The organism is Microcoleus sp. S36b_A4 (assembly GCF_036700645.1).
Classification (GTDB): domain Bacteria; phylum Cyanobacteriota; class Cyanobacteriia; order Cyanobacteriales; family Microcoleaceae; genus Microcoleus.
In genome coordinates this window covers 1-14,366 of the sequence record NZ_JAUBPI010000003.1, presented here as the reverse complement: position 1 = coordinate 14,366, position 14,366 = coordinate 1, and the positions used below count along the sequence as shown (strand labels likewise).

General features: G+C 47.8%; 11 protein-coding genes. 8 read left to right on the top strand and 3 right to left on the bottom strand.

Annotation, left to right across the window (positions count from 1 at the left end):
- Positions 1 to 114: 114 nt before the first annotated feature.
- Positions 115 to 465: an STAS domain-containing protein gene (locus QUA03_RS01775; protein ID WP_333209172.1), complete on the bottom strand. Its 351-nt coding sequence runs from the start codon at positions 463 to 465 to the stop codon at positions 115 to 117.
- A 383-nt stretch (positions 466 to 848) separates the two neighbouring features.
- Here QUA03_RS01775 and QUA03_RS01770 point away from each other — a divergent pair, with 383 nt between their 5' ends.
- Positions 849 to 1,043 (top strand): hypothetical protein, encoded by a 195-nt coding sequence (locus tag QUA03_RS01770; RefSeq protein ID WP_333209171.1) that lies wholly within the window; start codon positions 849 to 851, stop codon positions 1,041 to 1,043.
- A gap of 461 nt (positions 1,044 to 1,504) precedes the next feature.
- On the opposite strand, the gene QUA03_RS01765 is transcribed toward QUA03_RS01770, so the two are convergent.
- On the bottom strand, positions 1,505 to 4,339 hold the full coding sequence (locus tag QUA03_RS01765) for a PAS domain S-box protein (RefSeq protein ID WP_333209169.1): 2,835 nt from the start codon (positions 4,337 to 4,339) through the stop codon (positions 1,505 to 1,507).
- A gap of 1,132 nt (positions 4,340 to 5,471) precedes the next feature.
- On the opposite strand from QUA03_RS01765, the gene QUA03_RS01760 reads away from it, so the two are divergent.
- The 6 genes from QUA03_RS01760 (at position 5,472) to argH (ending at position 13,212) form a co-directional block, all read left to right on the top strand.
- Positions 5,472 to 6,197 carry a DUF502 domain-containing protein gene (locus tag QUA03_RS01760; protein ID WP_333209167.1) on the top strand — a complete coding sequence of 242 codons (726 nt, stop codon included), beginning with the start codon at positions 5,472 to 5,474 and terminating at the stop codon, positions 6,195 to 6,197.
- Between the two features lie 350 nt (positions 6,198 to 6,547).
- Positions 6,548 to 7,180, top strand: coding sequence for a transcription antitermination factor NusB (nusB, locus tag QUA03_RS01755; RefSeq protein ID WP_333209166.1), 633 nt, complete (start codon positions 6,548 to 6,550; stop codon positions 7,178 to 7,180).
- A gap of 154 nt (positions 7,181 to 7,334) precedes the next feature.
- On the top strand, positions 7,335 to 9,092 hold the full coding sequence (gene ftsY / locus QUA03_RS01750) for a signal recognition particle-docking protein FtsY (protein ID WP_333209164.1): 1,758 nt from the start codon (positions 7,335 to 7,337) through the stop codon (positions 9,090 to 9,092).
- Positions 9,093 to 9,821: 729 nt separating this feature from the next.
- On the top strand, positions 9,822 to 11,309 hold the full coding sequence (locus tag QUA03_RS01745; RefSeq protein ID WP_333082720.1) for a PP2C family protein-serine/threonine phosphatase: 1,488 nt from the start codon (positions 9,822 to 9,824) through the stop codon (positions 11,307 to 11,309).
- Entirely contained in the window at positions 11,299 to 11,538 is a 240-nt protein-coding gene (locus QUA03_RS01740) for a hypothetical protein (RefSeq protein WP_333209162.1), read from the top strand. Before QUA03_RS01745 ends, QUA03_RS01740 begins: the two co-directional genes overlap by 11 nt.
- A 288-nt stretch (positions 11,539 to 11,826) precedes the next feature.
- Positions 11,827 to 13,212, top strand: a complete 1,386-nt coding sequence (argH, locus tag QUA03_RS01735; protein ID WP_333209161.1) for an argininosuccinate lyase — start codon at positions 11,827 to 11,829, stop codon at positions 13,210 to 13,212.
- A 99-nt stretch (positions 13,213 to 13,311) separates the two neighbouring features.
- Here argH and QUA03_RS01730 read toward each other — a convergent pair whose 3' ends face one another.
- A complete protein-coding gene (locus QUA03_RS01730) occupies positions 13,312 to 13,503 on the bottom strand; it encodes a hypothetical protein (protein WP_190738786.1) in 192 nt (63 codons plus the stop codon).
- Between the two features lie 465 nt (positions 13,504 to 13,968).
- Here QUA03_RS01730 and QUA03_RS01725 point away from each other — a divergent pair, with 465 nt between their 5' ends.
- A complete protein-coding gene (locus tag QUA03_RS01725; RefSeq protein WP_333209159.1) occupies positions 13,969 to 14,298 on the top strand; it encodes a peroxiredoxin in 330 nt (109 codons plus the stop codon).
- Positions 14,299 to 14,366 lie beyond the last annotated feature (68 nt).

Genomic DNA, 14,366 nt, shown 5'->3' with positions numbered 1-14,366 from the left:
TAAGCAGCCTACCTTAAAATCTGCCAACACGCCAACGACAGTAGTCTGTCTTTTCGGGCATTTAACCGAATTTGCTGTGTTTTTTTGCCTGTTCTCGTCGCCCAGGAGGCTCTATCAGTGTTGTTTTACGCAGGAGTTTTCGGCTTCAAAGCTATCGACATTTTCAAATATCTCAAAAACTCGATCGAGTTGGCTGAGTTCCAGAATCATCTTAATCCCGGGGGATACTGAGCAAAGACTAAACCTGCGCCCCATTTTTTTCGCCTGCTTCAGGCCCGAAACCAATGCCATCAAACCGGCACTGTCAATAAATTTTACTGCGCCCAAATCTACGAGTACCGCTACAACCCCGGGGGCTGCAATTGCTGTCATGAGTTGCCGTCCGAATTCTCCGCAGGTGGCTGCATTCAGGTGGTCTAGGGGTCGAATCACCGTAATTGGTTTATGGGCAAGAAGTGTCTGCATATGTCAAACCTATGGTTGCTACGTACTTTCAACTACTGTGCTGGACAGATGTAAGCCTAAACCTACTTGATTACTCTGAGCCTAACTTGCTCTGAGCGAAATCGACCAGTTGTTTTCAGTAATTTTACTGAATCTTTATTTATTGACTCTTTTTTATAAAATTTTGTGCAAGATTTGCGAAGGAAACGTAAGCTACTATACTATTTTTTATTTATGCGGGCAGGTTTAGTCTTGAGAATTCTAAAAAATGCGATCGACTGTCCCCTGGCTGTTAGATAAAAGTGAATAATGTAATTGAAATCACTTGTTAGTTCTGATTTAGATCACGCGCGCGATCGGCTGTTCAGATAATAATTAAATTGTACGGAGTTCTCTGAGCTACTATGCAAGCAACCTATGCTATTCGTAATCTTGTAGAAAAAGCCCTCTACATTAAGCAGTTAACGCCTGACATTGAAAACGAAATCAACTACGAGCTCACCCGTTTGGGCTACATCTCCGATATTGATTATGAGGCTTTAGAGTTATTAATGGATGAAATGGATGCCGGTCGGGTGCAACTGGTATCTAGTCGATAGTTGAAACCAGGGCCCAGAAAAATCCAAGAGCGACACAAAATCCTTGTAGGGCGCGAAATAGAGGAGTGCGAGAAGCATTGACCCCGACATGGCATTTTTCAATTGAAGCACGTATTTACTGAACTTGATATTTGAGGAGATACAGTTAAGGACGATCGTCCCTGCAACTCATACAGTTTTAGATTTTAGATTTTAGATTTTAGATTTTAGATTTTAGAAGTCGGACTACTGATGATGATCAGGGTTGGGAACTTTTCTACAGTTGCATTCGTTTTAGAAACTGCTATCAGTATCAAAAATTACCAACTTTGAGGCTAATTAAATTTATAACTGTTGGGGCTTGACAAGTTAGATAGAGTTCTGATTCCTACTAAGAAAAACGTTGTTCTGCCGAATTTTCCGATCGCTCGAATGCAAGAAAAATGATGTGTAGTTACGACATCCGTCATCGCGGAGTCAATCTAAAATCTAAAATCTAAAATCTTTGAGCGCGCCGCCAAACTTGCCACCACCGCCACCAACTCAGCAGGCTCGATCGGCTTGGGCACGTAAATTTGAAAACCTTGCTGCAGTGCCCGTATCCGTTCCTCTACCCTACCAACCGCCGTGAACGCCAACGCCGGAATTTCCCTGTCCACCATCCGCGATCGCACTTGCCGCAGCAGAGCCTCTCCGTCAAGGGCCTGTATCCCGATATCGATCGCCAACACATCCGGATTCAGCCTTTCAATCACCTCCATGGCAGCCATTCCAGAGTTAGCAGTCTCCACCTGGGCCCCGCAATCTTCGAGCACTGTACACGCAAAATCCAGGGAATCCGCGTCGATATCGACCACCAAGACTCGCACTCCAGAAAGATTGCTGCTGACAAAAGAGTCCTTTACAGGGGCTCGCGCCCTGCTTTGAGGAATCGCTAACTCCACAAGTCCAGCAACAGACAATCCAGCGTCGCAATGAAGCTGTTGAATTGGCAATCTCACTAAAAACCTCGACCCTTTTCCCTTCCCGGCCGATTCGGCTTGCACCGTCCCCCCGTGCATTTCCACAAAATGCCGCACTAGGGCCAAACCCAAACCCAATCCGTTGTACGAGCGCCTTGTAGAGCTGTCAGCTTGGCTGAACCGCTCGAAAACGTGCGGCAAAAACTCTTCTGAAATCCCTTGTCCCGTGTCACTAACCTCAATTTCGACACTAGCGGGCGACAAATTTTTACAGCAAGCGGATTCCTCACGGGCCAAAGTCCTCTCCATCTTTCGCACCGCCACCCTCACCTGCCCGCCATCTGGAGTAAACTTAATCGCATTCGACAGCAAATTCCACGCTACCTGCTGCAAGCGACCGGAATCGGCAAAAATCCGTCCTGCCGTTGGGTCGAAATCCGTCACAATTTCAATATTTTTGGCCGCAATCGCGGGCGCGAGAGTATCGATCGCAGCCTCAACAGTCGAAATCACATCCACCCAACGCAAATTCAGCGACAGTTTCCCGGTAATAATCTGTGACACGTCCAGTAAATCCTCGATCAGAGTTGCCAGCGCTCGTGTATTGCGGTCGATCGTTTCCAGAGCCCGAACAGTCGTTTTTTCGTCAAACTTGCGGTTTCGCAGCAGTTGTGCCCATCCCAGCATCGCATTCAGCGGCGTCCGCAATTCGTGGGACAAAGTTCCTAGAAACTCGTCTTTAATCCGGTTCGCCCGCGCCAATTCCTCGGCTCGATCTTGCAGTTCTCTTTCCAACTGCTTGCCAACCGTTAAATCGAGAATAAAACCCACAGATTCTTGCCGCTTTTGCGCCAGCAAAACATATCCGATCAACACCGGAATCCGGCTACCGTCTCTCCTCCAGAATTCCTTTTCGTAGGGAGTGCAAGCCCCCGTTGCTTGTGCCTCTGCCATCCCCTTCTTGTCGAGAGACTGGTACTCCGGCGGCGTGATGTCAATCGAGTTTAATTCACCGCGCTGCAACTGTTCCCGCGTGTAACCAACTATCCGCAAAAATTCATCATTGGCCTCGATGATACCGCCGTCAACATCCCCGAAGATAATTCCTATCAAGTTAGCTTCGGCTAACATTCTCAGCTTTTCTTCGCTAGCCTGGAGTGCAGCTTCTGTTTGCTTGCGATCGGTAACGTCTTGGATGTAACCCGACAAACCAGAATCAGAAGGATAAAAACGCATCTTCAACCACTTATTCCATAACGGTACGAATTCTTCATACTCGATCGTTACCTTTTCTGCTAATGCTTTGGTCGCCATTTTATAAAACTGTAAATCCACAGCCCAGGGAAATATATCCCACATTTTTTTACCAATCAGTTCTGCTTGTGGTCTGCCTAACAGCTCAATAGCTTGGTGGTTGAGATAGGTATAGTTCCAATTTAAATCAACAGCGATAAAAGCATCAGTAATGCTTTCGAGAATGTTAGTAATTTTATCGTTTGCCGATTGCAGCGCTTTAGCTGTTTCTTCTGCTTGCAACCTCGCTGCTTGTTCGCGGGACAAAGCGGCAGCGCGTTCTTGTTCTGCCTGTTTTCGATCGCTAATATCGATGTAAGAACCGATGTAACCTGCAAAAGTGCGATCGGGTCTGTACCGGGGTACGCCTGTACCCAAAACCCAGCGGTATTCACCGTCATAGCGTCTCAGCCGGCATTCGAGCCGGTACTCGCTGCCAGCGTGGAAGGCTTTTTGGTAAATATCCAGACATTCTGGCAAGTCATCAGGGTGCAAGTTTTCCATCCAACCCGTGCCCATTTCTTGCGCTAAAGTTCTACCGGTAAACTCCAGCCAAACTTTGTTAAAGTAATCGCCAAGTTGGTCAGTGTCCGACATCCAAATCATTACCGGCGCGGTATCCGCCATGATCCGAAATCGAGCTTCGCTCTCCTGCTGCTGTGCTTCGGCTTGCTTGCGCTCGTTCCGTTCTTGAACTTCCCGCAGGGCCCGCTCAATCGACGGCACCAGCCGTATCAAACGGCGTTTGAGAACATAATCAGTAGCGCCGCTTTTCAAAGTTTCTATCGCTACTTCCTCACCCAAAGTAGCCGAAACAAAAATAAACGGCACTCCCGGACAAGTAGTGTGGGCAATTTCCAGCGCAGCTATACCGTTAAAACAAGGCAGCATATAATCTGCCAAAATAATGTCAAAACGTTGTTTTTCCAGCGCCGTGGCAAAGTCTTCTCGATTTTCCACACACACCAGAGAAAATTGGAGCCCGCCATCTATTAGATATGCCTCAATCAGTTCGGCATCTAGGGGACTGTCTTCTACTAAGAGGATACTGAGCGTTTTCACAAAAATTCCTTTTACTTAAATATTAATTATCTGATACAAAATTTGATCTGGCTGCGGCTTTAAGTGAAGCCCACAAAAGTCTTGCGTTTTTAATGGCATAAAAAAATGTAAAAATCAATTGGTTTCATGAGTTGAGCATTCATATCTCAATCCTAGCTTCTAATCAAGTCTATTGCTGCTTGCAGCGGGGTAAATCCCCGCTCTGACTTGAGCGGCTAGTACGCTTGTTTTTCCTTAACTTTCGTCGGCTTCCAAGAAATCGGCATCGCTGGAGTCTTGCTTCTATGTAGCAGTTTAGCTATACCCTGTTAAACAAATAGTTTTGCGCTTCTGGCTAGAAACAACTAGCTATGTAGTAATTTATCTCGCTTGCTACTAACTACTGCTACCTCGTTTGGCAGATTATTTTTTTGTAGTGATGCCCAAGTTAATTCTATATTGCTTTGCCGCTCCTCTCAAGCTCGAATTCGGTTGAATTATGCCCTTATTTCCTGAATATCGATCAATCCTGTCAAAAAAGTCAAAGTTGCTGGTCTGTATGCTTTACTTTTTGCCGGATTTGCCTACCATGCAACAGTTGCATGGTAGGTAACTGTTGTTTTGTTTATCGCTGTCGCCCATCAAAAATCACCGCTTTCATACTAAGATATAGTTATACTGCATCTATCCAAAGATATATTTTGGCAGAGACTCTGTAGTCAACCTGCAGAGGTTCCCCTGAATTCGGTACAACGAAGTGCCACCCAGCCGAAAATCTGAGAAAGCTCGATCGACCAATTAATTTCCTATGCAAATCACAGAAAATTTGATCTGGACTCGCTACACTGCGACTCCCCGGCTGTCTCTGACCGATCGGCTTATTGATTGAACCGACCCAAAATGTCTTAAAATATACAATACGGTGAGCTGGTGCACAGCCCGCATATATTAAAACTAAGCGCCAACTTGCAATAATTCTTTAAAATAAAGGTACAGCACCGGCGATCCCTAACTCTTCCCCCTCAGAAAGGGTAGGGTTTAGCAGAATTGAAGACGATTGTCTATGGTGACATCCAGTAAAGCCCGTGCAGTTGCTTTAGTCTCAGGTTTATTCAGGTTATTGGCAACCAGTTACGAGGAGATTTGACCCGCCGTGCTCCAACGCATCAAACAAGACTTAAAAAACGACCTGATCGCAGGACTATTGGTAGTGATACCCTTAGCTACCACCATCTGGCTGACAATTACCGTCGCCAGTTGGGTGATCAATTTTCTCACCAAAATTCCCAAGCAGATCAACCCTTTTGACGGACTCCACCCGATTTTGGTGAATCTGCTAAATCTTTTAGTAGGGCTGGCTGTACCCCTGCTGAGCATTTTAGTCATCGGTTTAATGGCCCGCAACATTTTCGGCAAGTGGCTGCTAGACTTTGGCGAACGGGTGTTGCAGGCAATTCCCCTAGCGGGTTCGGTTTACAAAACCCTCAAACAACTGCTGGGAACCCTCCTCAACTCAAACGACAAATTTCGCCGCGTGGTGTTAGTGGAATATCCCCGGCGGGGAATCTGGACTTTAGCATTTGTGACGGGTACGATCGAGAGTAACGACATCCCGCCTCACCTTTCCGGTGAAACCCCGATCGGCATTTTCATCCCCACCACTCCCAACCCCACCACCGGATGGTACGCTATAGTCCCGGAGGCAGATTTAGTCAATTTGTCTATGTCGATCGAAGATGCCTTTAAAGTCATCATCTCCGGCGGCATCGTGAACCCCAACAACTCAATTGCAGTAACCCCCGAAAATATTAAGGGCAAAACACTCGAACCCTTGGTATCCGAATCAAGATACCAGGCTGTTCCAGTCGAAGAAGACTAAACGAAGACATCAATCTGTAGAGTCAGGTTTAGAGAGCATCTCAATGAGAGTAAAAAGCGTTTTTTAGGAGTGCGAGCGGGACGCCCGCTACATATATATATAGCGGGCGTCCCGCTCGCACTCCTGTAAAAGCAAAACTCAGATGCTCGCGGTTTAGCGGGTTTGAAACTCTAAACTTTACTTTCCCCATAACAGATAATATCTCTCCAAAACCTACCCAGAAACAATCGTGACTCAGGGCGGGTTTTTTGCGAGTTTTTCTGCTAAAGTCCAAGTCTATGCTCTGAACCAGCGCCTAGCAATCTCAAAAATTCCCAAATTCCTAAATTCTCAATTCCTATCTAAAAACTATGAAAAAAGCCCGCGAAACAGCACGCGAACTCGCCCTCCTCGGCATCAGCCAACTGCCGACGAATCCAGAAATCTTAGAAGCCAAGAAACTGCAAGATGTTCTCCTCGCCGCCATCCGTACCCTGACAGCAGAAGTTCAAGAATCCCTAGAAGCAGCAGCATCCGAAGTGCAGCGGAGTAGCGACAAACTGCTTGCCAGCGAAATCCGCGCCTCCGATATACAAAGTGCTAGAACAATGGTACGGGAAGCAGTCGAACTCACCCAAACCGCAATCAACCGTCTCGGTTCAGCAATGGAGTTTCCAGAACTAATCCAGCTAGCCAACCAGCAAGATGTCCGCACCTATGCTTTGCAAATTCTGACGAAAGTCAGCGCCAACCGTGTTCAAATTGATGAATTGCTCTCGGAATCCCTTGTAGACTGGCAAATAGAACGGTTGCCCCGGATCGATCGAGATATCATGAGAATCGCGATCGCCGAAATGCTATATCTCGGCTTACCCGAACAAGTCAGCGTCAACGAAGCCGTCCAACTGGCAAAACGCTACAGCGGCGACGAAGGACATCGCTTCATCAACGGAGTCCTTCGCCGAGTAGTCGATAAAATCAATGCAGAAGTTGTTAGTCCCTAGTCCTTAGTCATCAGTCCTCCGGGTGCTTGGTGGACACCTTACCCGGAGGGTGCAGGCCGGGGCGCGAACCGTACCCAGAGTCATTAGCAATCCGCAATCCGCAATCCGCAATCCGCTCTAAACTAAGGACTAATAACTATATTCCCAATTTCCTATGGTATTTAATTGGTTTCGTCGCCAGTACAGCGAAAACAAATCTTCTGAAACAGAGGCAACACCCGAACAGCCGCAAGATGAGTCGGCAAAATCCGCACCGGTTGAGCCTCAAACAGATACAACAGAGCAAGCTTCTCCTGCTGTAGCCGAAGATTATCTTAATTGGGCAAAAGCTGCTTACAAAAATATTCAAAAACAGCAAAAACCCGAAACAGAAGTTTCCGAGACAGCAGCGCCCGATGTTCCAGCAGCCGAAGCAGAAATCGCGACAGTTGCAGAAGTTGCAGAACCGGCGATTATTGAAGCAACGGAGACGATCGAACTTGAACCAGCACCCACAGCACCAACTGTTGCAGAAGTTCCAGAAGTTGCAGCACCAGCAACAGTTGAAGCAACCGAGGTTTCGGAACTCGATGCAGCAACGCCTGCAGAAATTGCAGAAACCCTGCAACCCACAGCCGGGGCGATCGACATTGCACCGATAGCTCAACAATTAGAAGTTACAGCAGAAAATATAGAAATTGCCGAACCTGCAACCGAGGTTGTAGAAACCGAATCACTCGCATCCGACGGCGAAGCAGCCGAAGCCTTGCCCTTTTGGGCCAGAGCTCAGGCCGATCGCATGGAGCGCATCGAACGCCTCAAAGAAACTGCCATTGAAGAACCAGACGTAATTGCAGCCGCCGCCGAGAGAGCCGCAATTATCGAAGAAATTCCCGGTTTCGCCTTTGACGAAGGCTTCCTGTGGTCTTCAGAAATCTTAGCCAGTCAAGGCCGCCGACCAGACCAAGTATCTGTCGAAGAAATCACTTGGCTGCAAAAACTGCGGAAAGGCTTAGAAAGAACTCGTCGCAGCTTAATTAATCGACTAAAAGCGATCGTCGGTCAAGGGCCGCTCAATCAAGACGCAGTAGCCGAAATTGAGACTTTGCTCCTGCAAGCCGATGTCGGAGTCGCAGCCACCGACATCATTATCAGTCGCCTCCAAGAAAGACTCACACAAGAAGTGCTGCCCCCAGAACAGGCTCTCGCCTACCTGAAAACCATCCTGCGCGACATTCTGGACGCTCCCTGTGCCGAAACCGCCGCCGGTAATCCCGCCTACAGCCTGACATTTGCCCCGGAAAAAGACACTTTTAACATCTGGTTAGTCGTAGGAGTCAACGGTGCGGGCAAAACTACGACGATCGGCAAACTTGCCCATATTGCTCAAAAATCCGGCTACAAAACCCTGATTGCTGCCGCCGACACTTTCCGCGCCGCCGCCGTCGAACAGGTGAAAGTTTGGGGTTCCCGCAGTGGGGTCGAAATTATTGCCAACCCAGGGAAAAATACCGATCCGGCTGCTGTCGTGTTTGATGCGATCGCCGCCGCCAGCGCCCGCGGCACAGAACTGCTGATCGTAGACACCGCAGGCCGCCTGCAAAACAAAAAAAATCTGATGGACGAATTAAGTAAAATCCGTCGCATTGTAGACAAGAAAGCCCCAGGCGCTACCGTAGAATCTCTACTGGTCTTGGATGCCACACTGGGTCAAAATGGTTTGCGACAGGCAGAAGTGTTCGCAGAATCGGCAAAATTAAGTGGAGTAGTATTGACAAAACTCGACGGTTCTGCTAAAGGTGGTGTTGCCCTAGCAGTAGTGCAGCAGCTTGGTCTGCCCATCCGCTTTATTGGAGTCGGGGAAAGCATCGAAGACTTGCGCCCGTTTTCTAGTTACGAATTTGTGGAAGCCCTACTCGATTTTAGATTTTAGATTTTAGATTTTAGATTGATCAGGTATCTGTGGTCGTCCCGATTGTTGGAGGCGGGTACAGAGGTTCAAAATCTCAAATCCTTAACCTCAAACTACCATCGCAGGACTTGCGCCACCACGGGCGGCGAGTGAAAACTAAATACCTAGAAACAATACTTTCCCCTGTTCTTGCTGGTTTGGATTCAAAGTGCCAGTAGCGTGTCAAATTAAGCTCAAATTGAGTATCAGTCTGCTGTCTGATTGCACAATCTTCCCGATACCCCTAGCCCTCCAGGGCTGTTTCATTCTCTTGTAGTGGCTGCCCCCCGTGGCTGCCCCGATATCTGAAACCCCGACTCGTTTATAGGCTGGGCGGACACAGGGGCACCGCCCTACAAAACCTTGGTTTTCCGTAGGGGCAATCCCCCCGTAGTTGCCCCGAAACAGCCCTGCCTGGCCCTACCCTTAAGAAGGGCGACAGCAAATGGTTAAAGTCCCCCTGCTTAAGGGAAGCCGCTGCGGTCTTGGGGCCACCCAAATAAAGCAAGCGGCGTGGATTTAGGGGTATCTAGACTCAGCTATAAACCAGATTTCTTAAGAATTTTAGACTTAAGTTTATACTCATGTCCTAGTGCCCAACTTACTCGATCAAACTAAACTACTTGCTCGAAAAAAAAACGGGTTTCTGTTCAAGTGGCCCGTAAGTCCTCAATCATTACTCCGTCTAAGATCGAAAATCACACATTTACAATGACTGCTGTGCCTTTGCCTCGCCCCTCACCTCAACCTGCTGACCGCCCTTCGGGTCGCAATTCCACCGACGCGACGCCAGTATTTGCCCTCAAAGAACTGGTGGCGCGTTTGCACCGATATCAGCACAACGTTCAAGATATGTTGGGCTCGCTGGGATTTGCCCTGCGAAGTTTTAACAATCTCAACCAATTTTTGGAGTTGGTGCCTTTGGTGGCGACTCGCGTTACGGACGCCGACGGGGGAGCTTTAGTGCTTTTCAAACCCAACGGTCAAGTCAGGTTCCAGCAGTTGCATTGTCAGGAAGGACGGCAGTGCCAAGATATGCGAAAAGCGCTGGAAATAGCCACCAGACAAGCTACAGCAGGTGTGGGTGCTACTGCTGCATCGTTTTCGGAAACCTCTGGGCAAACTTCTAGTCTAGACTTGCAAGTCGGTCGTTATTTGGGCCCGGATGTTCATTTGTTTGGGGCGCCAATTTTAGTCAACAATTTGGAACGCGGACGGCTGTATGTTTTTAGCAGTGATCCGCAATATCTCTGGACTCCCAGCAGACAGAAATTAGTTCGGTTGGTGGCGGATCAAACCGCTGTGGCTATTTGCAAAGACGAACTTACTGTTAAGTTGGCGGAAAAAGACCGCTTAGACAGAGAGTTAGAAATCGGGGCGGAAATTCAATTGCGGCTGCAACCCCGTAGTTGTCCGAAAATTCCGGGCCTTGACGTGGCCGCCCGCTGCCAAACTGCGAGCAGAGTCGGCGGAGATTATTATGATTTTATTCCCGCTGACTATGACCCGATCGGCAAGGAAGATGAGGGGGAACACCCCCCATCCCTAATTAAAAATCTCAAGTCCAAAATCGACAAGGGCCGCTGGAGCATTGTGATCGGCGACGTGATGGGCAAAGGAGTACCGGCTGGCCTGTTGATGACGATGACACGGGGTATGCTGCGGGCGGAGGTTTTGAACCGCCACTCGCCGTCGAGAATTTTGCAACATTTAAACCGGGTTATGCACGCGGATTTGGAAAATTCCCACCGTTTTGTGACTCTGTTTTATTCGGAGTATGACCCGAAAACTCGCGTTTTGTCTTACAGCAATGCTGCTCACCACCCGCCTTTGCTGTGGCAAGCTGCCACTAATTCGATTCTTCAGCTTGATACTTTGGAGGGAATGTTAATTGGGCTGGATGCTGATTCGCTTTACCAAGAAGCCCACATTCAATTGCAGCCAGGAGATACTATTATTTATTACACAGACGGATTTACCGATGCTTCTAATCAAAGGGGCGATCGGTTTGATGAGGATAACTTGACCTCGGCTTTTCAGTGGGCCTGTCAAAATTATCAGCAGTCTGAAGAAATTTTGGATTATTTGTTCGATCGCGTTCACCAGTTTATCGGCATCGGCAATCGTAACGAAGATGACATGACACTGGTTGTACTCAGGGTAACACCTTTAGCAGGAGAAAATCACCATGATAGTTAATTTAATGCCGGAAATTACTGCTGGATTAATCAACTCGATTAATTGGCACGATGCTGCTCACATGGTAGTTTTGAAATCTCATTTGAGTTCGTCGGTGCTTTTGGGTCAAAGTTACGAAATTTTTACGAATTTCCAGAAAGCTTGGAACAATTTTGTTTCGACTGGTCAAATAGGAGCTTTTTTTATAGGTATTTTTGTGGGCTGGTTCTTTAAAGGGATTTTTCGTTAAAATTCTTGTCGAAGAAGGTATCGGTAACAGATTTAAAAGGTTTGTCGCCCCAACCTCAGTTCTTTCGGATGCAGCAAAAGTTTCACAATTTTGTAGTCCAGACTTCAGTTTTTTCTGGTAAAAAGATGTATAAAAAGTTGTTAGTCAGGACGTGAGTTTTTTCTTGGTGAATTGGGAAGGGATGACTAAAGTCCAGACTACAAACCGGAGGAAGGACTTTAGTCTTTGCTACAAATCGGTTTTTATAGACTTCTGCAAGAGAGATACAATCTAGTTTTAGCTTGAGCAATGACAACACAACAAAAAACTTGGAGTCAAAGATTTGAATCGGCGCTGCACCCGGCGATCGCCCGATTCAATGCTAGTATTGGCTTCGATATTGAATTGATTGAGTATGACTTGACTGGTTCTGTCGCTCACGCTAAAATGCTGGCCAAAACCGGGATTATTTCCGCAGCAGAAGGCGAACAGTTAGTTAATGGTTTGGAACAGATTCGCCGCGAATACCGCCAAGGACTTTTTGTTCCCGGAGTTGATGCAGAAGACGTTCACTTCGCTGTAGAGAAGCGGCTGACGGATATCGTGGGAGATGCTGGGAAAAAGTTGCACACTGCCCGATCACGCAACGATCAAGCCGGCACTGATACTCGCTTGTATTTGCGCGATCGCATCGCAGAAATTCGCGAGCAATTACGGGAATTTCAAGGGGTTTTGCTCGATCTTGCCGATCGTAACGTGGAAACTTTAATTCCCGGTTACACTCATTTGCAGCGCGCTCAGCCGATCAGTTTGGCTCATTACCTTTTAGCTTATTTTGAAATGACCGATCGCGATTGGGAACGTCTCGGCGATGTCTGCAAGCGGGTCAATGTTTCGCCTTTGGGTTGTGGCGCGTTGGCGGGGACGACTTTCCCGATCGACCGACATTATACTGCAGAACTCTTGCAATTTGACAAGGTTTATGCTAATAGCTTAGATGGAGTGAGCGATCGAGATTTTGCGATCGAATTTCTCGCTGCCGCCAGCTTGATTCTGGTACACCTGAGCCGCTTGTCAGAAGAAATGATTTTGTGGTCTTCTCACGAATTTGGATTTATTACGCTCAAAGATAGCTGCGCTACTGGTTCTAGCATCATGCCCCAGAAAAAAAATCCCGACGTGCCGGAGTTGGTGCGAGGCAAAGCGGGGCGGGTGTTCGGTAACTTGCAAGCCTTGTTGGTAGTAGTGAAGGGACTTCCTTTGGCCTACAACAAAGATTTGCAAGAAGATAAAGAGGCTTTGTTTGATACTGTCAAAACGGTACAAGGTTGCTTGGAAGCAATGACCATTTTGCTGCGGGAAGGCATCGCCTTTAATGGCGATCGCCTCGCCGCTGCCGTTACAGAAGACTTTTCTAATGCTACAGACGTAGCCGACTACTTGGCCGCCAAAGGCGTTCCCTTCCGGGAAGCTTACAACCTTGTCGGCAAAGTCGTCAAAACTTGCCTTTCGGGGGGCAAACTCCTCAAAGATTTGACACTTGAGGAGTGGAAAGACTTGCACCCAGCTTTTGAGACAGACATTTACAGCGCGATCGCACCTCAGCAAGTGGTGGCGGCTCGCAATAGTTACGGGGGTACCGGGTTTGAACAAGTGAGAAAATCACTTATCGCTGCGCGCGATCGGATCGCCTAAACATCGTTGAATTATTCGACAAATTCCGGCTGGCTATCTCTCCTTAGAACGATCGTGCTTTCCACTCTGGTTCTAAGTTCGGCAGATAGCCTGACTCAATTAATCTTCAGCAGCAGCCATGTCTTTGTCTCTGCCGCCACCGCTCATGGCGCCCATGCCACCGCCGTTACCGCCGTCAAATCGTCTTCTCTTGTTGGAGAACATATCTTGATTTCTCCGCTTGCGAAACTTGCGAGCGTATGCTTGATTTCGTTGTGCCTTCTCTTTCTTGAGATTGCGGCGCTTAGCCATTCTGACCTCACTAATAAACATTGACAGTCCCCGGGCTTTCACGCCCAGGGATTCTTAAGTTTGACACTCTGTGCACTCTTGGTGACTGAGATTCTTGGTTCAGCGAAGTCACTTACTGGCGACAGGATTTCTCCAGCCAAAATATAGGTGTCTTCTCCCCAAGCGTTAATTCCGGTATGCCCTACCGTACTCGATCAGTTCTCTTTATGTAGTTAGGTTTTCTTCAAATTTAGCTTTCCTAAACCGCAACACCGTTAGGTGTGACTACGCACTCAACTAATCCAGTTAAGTTTTTACGTTGGCTAGTTATACTCAATTTTAGACCGATGACGATCATAGCACACCCGGTACAAGACCCAGAAAAAAGAACACGGGGATTCAAGTCGCTGGGAATCTGGGTTTGATCGGGACGCAATGTTGTCAATCTTCCAGAAGATTTCTATAAACTCTTGACAAATACGACCAATGACTATACAACCCGGTGACGTAGCTCCTGTCTTCAGCCTGCCCGACGCGCAAGGCAATATCGTCAGCCTTGCAGATTTTCGAGGGCGGCGAGTTGTACTTTATTTTTACCCTAGGGACAATACCCCTGGCTGTACCAAAGAAGCTTGCGGCTTTCGCGACATTTACTCATACTACCAGTCGCGCAATATAGCAGTCCTCGGCGTCAGTACAGACGGGGCGGGGGCCCACGCCAAGTTTGCAGCTAAATATCAACTGCCTTTTCCCTTGCTGTGCGACTCAAACGCCGAAGTTGCTACCGCCTACGGCTGTTACGGACTCCATTGGTGACAAGTTAAGGAAAAAGGGAAATTGTCAAGGGTAGTATTTGCATGGGTCTGGGATCGTGGGAAACTTAT

What these genes read in the sequence shown, in the direction of transcription:
- QUA03_RS01745 (WP_333082720.1), top strand. Translation starts at nt 9,822, where the DNA reads ATGACTGCTGTGCCTTTGCCTCGCCCCTCACCTCAACCTGCTGACCGC.
- QUA03_RS01775 (WP_333209172.1), bottom strand. Translation starts at nt 465, where the DNA reads ATGCAGACACTTCTTGCCCATAAACCAATTACGGTGATTCGACCCCTA.
- nusB (WP_333209166.1), top strand. Translation starts at nt 6,548, where the DNA reads ATGAAAAAAGCCCGCGAAACAGCACGCGAACTCGCCCTCCTCGGCATC.
- QUA03_RS01740 (WP_333209162.1), top strand. Translation starts at nt 11,299, where the DNA reads ATGATAGTTAATTTAATGCCGGAAATTACTGCTGGATTAATCAACTCG.
- argH (WP_333209161.1), top strand. Translation starts at nt 11,827, where the DNA reads ATGACAACACAACAAAAAACTTGGAGTCAAAGATTTGAATCGGCGCTG.
- QUA03_RS01730 (WP_190738786.1), bottom strand. Translation starts at nt 13,503, where the DNA reads ATGGCTAAGCGCCGCAATCTCAAGAAAGAGAAGGCACAACGAAATCAA.
- QUA03_RS01725 (WP_333209159.1), top strand. Translation starts at nt 13,969, where the DNA reads ATGACTATACAACCCGGTGACGTAGCTCCTGTCTTCAGCCTGCCCGAC.
- ftsY (WP_333209164.1), top strand. Translation starts at nt 7,335, where the DNA reads ATGGTATTTAATTGGTTTCGTCGCCAGTACAGCGAAAACAAATCTTCT.
- QUA03_RS01770 (WP_333209171.1), top strand. Translation starts at nt 849, where the DNA reads ATGCAAGCAACCTATGCTATTCGTAATCTTGTAGAAAAAGCCCTCTAC.